We start from the raw sequence: 1,958 nt of genomic DNA on the forward strand, positions 1-1,958 counted from the left end.
TGTTGAAGATCAACCCGATCCGGACGCCTTGCGACCGCTGCGCGCCGTCAACTCCCTACTTGCCGCGTGACGTTCGCTATCCGTTCGCCCTTTCCGTGCAGATACGTCACTTTCGTGTAGTCACCCCATTGAGGAGCTGAACGGTTGGCTGGAGGCGGAGTGTCGCCGTTGGGCGGACACGCACCAGCATCCCGAGCAGAAGGAACTGACGGTCGCTCAGGCCTGGGCTGCGGAGCGCAGCGTGCTTCAGCCCGTCGTCGCGCCCTTCGACGGGTTCTACGAGAGCGAACACGCGGTGAGCGGCACGTGCCTGATAAACTTTGACCGCAACCGCTACTCGGTCATGGCCAAGGCGGTGCGGCGCGCGGTCCAGGTCCGTGCCTATGCCGACCGCATCGTCGTGCGCTGCGACGGCGAGGTCGTTGCCGACCATCCCCGGTTTTTCGGACGCGACCGGACCATCTACGACCCGTGGCACTATCTGCCGGTGCTGGTCACCAAGCCCGGCGCCTTGCGCAACGGTGCACCATTCCAAAACTGGGAGTTGCCACCTGCGCTGTCGCGGCTCCGGCGCAAGCTAGGCGCTGGCGATGATGCTGACCGGCGGTTCGTGCGGGTGCTGGCGGCGGTGCTCGACGACGAGCTGAACCTCGTCGAGGCGGCTGTACGCGAGGCGTTGCTGGCCGGCGTCACCAGCGACGATGTCATCCTCAACATACTGGCCCGCAGGCGAGAACCGCCTCGACCGTTGGCCATCGTCACGGCCGAGGACCTGGCGCTGCGTCATCCGCCTCTTGCCGACTGCACGCGCTACGACAGCCTGCGAGGCCTCCATGCAGCGGCATGAGATGATGACGGCCATGGCGGGTCTCGGCCTGAAGGGCATGGCCAGTGCCTTCGACGAGGCGGTGACCACCGGACTACAGCGCAAGCGCACGACGATGGAGATCCTGACCGACCTGCTGCGTGCCGAGGCGACGCACCGCCATGCAGCGTCGGTCCGTTACCGGATGTCGGCCGTCAGGTTGCCGGCGGTGAAGGATCTCGACGGCTTCGTCTTCGACGGCACCCCCATCAACGAGGGGCTCGTACGCTCGCTGCACAGCGGCTCGTTCCTGGCGAGCCAGCGCAACGTCGTGCTGGTCGGCGGTACGGGCACCGGCAAGACACACCTGGCCAGCGCCATCACCGCCAACGTCGTGCGGGCCGGTGCCCGCGGGCACTACTTCAACACGGTCGTCCTCGTGAACCGGCTCGAGGAGGAGAACCGCCTCGGCAAAGCCGGCGCGCTCGCAAAACAGCTCTCCCGCCTCGATGTCGTGGTGCTGGACGAGCTCGGCTATCTGCCCTTCGCCCGCTCAGGCGGTCAGCTGCTCTTCCATCTGGTGAGCAAGCTCTACGAGCGCACCTCGGTCATCGTCACGACGAACCTCGCCTTTGGCGAGTGGCCAACCGTCTTTGGTGACCCGAAGATGACCACCGCGCTGCTCGATCGCATTACCCACCATTGCGACATCGTCGAGACCGGCAACGACAGCTGGCGCTTCAAACACCGCAGCTGACGCAAGGGACTACCGGCAGAAGACGCTTCGCGCTGGTTGCGCCTCCGGTCGAGCTACGCCCGCCCTACGCCGCAACCAGCGCGAACGGCACGCCCGCCATACCTGTCACGCAGCTCGACGAAGGGGGTCCCTTTTGCACGCCGATAGGGGGTCCTTTTTGGACGCCGATTGACACAGCATCGCCGAGCTATGCCGCAAGGAAGGCATTGCCCAGAGCCTGTATTACACCTGGTCGAAGGAGTTCATGGAAGCTGGCAAGCGCCGCCTGGCCGGCGACACCGCCCGTGCCGCGACCACCGGAGAGGTCCAGGACCTGCGCCGCGAAGCCCGGGCCCTGAAGGAATGCGTGGCCGATCTGACACTGGAAAACCGTCTGCTCAAAAAAAGCATGGTCGC

Annotated in this window: 1 protein-coding gene and 2 pseudogenes; all 3 read left to right on the forward strand. The window is 65.6% G+C overall.

The window, feature by feature from the left end; all coding sequences use genetic code 11:
- Positions 1-130: 130 nt before the first annotated feature.
- Positions 131-847, forward strand: a pseudogene (locus CA237_RS19370) (IS21 family transposase); the annotation flags it as partial.
- Positions 834-1,562, forward strand: coding sequence for an IS21-like element helper ATPase IstB (istB, locus tag CA237_RS19375; RefSeq protein ID WP_126015321.1), 729 nt, complete (start codon positions 834-836; stop codon positions 1,560-1,562). The pseudogene CA237_RS19370 and the gene istB, both read left to right, overlap by 14 nt.
- Before the next feature lie 175 nt (positions 1,563-1,737).
- Positions 1,738-1,958, forward strand: a pseudogene (locus CA237_RS19380) (transposase); the annotation flags it as partial.

The sequence above is a fragment of the Sphingomonas sp. ABOLH genome (genome assembly GCF_003951715.1).
Classification (GTDB): Bacteria; Pseudomonadota; Alphaproteobacteria; order Sphingomonadales; family Sphingomonadaceae; genus Sphingomonas; species Sphingomonas hankookensis_A.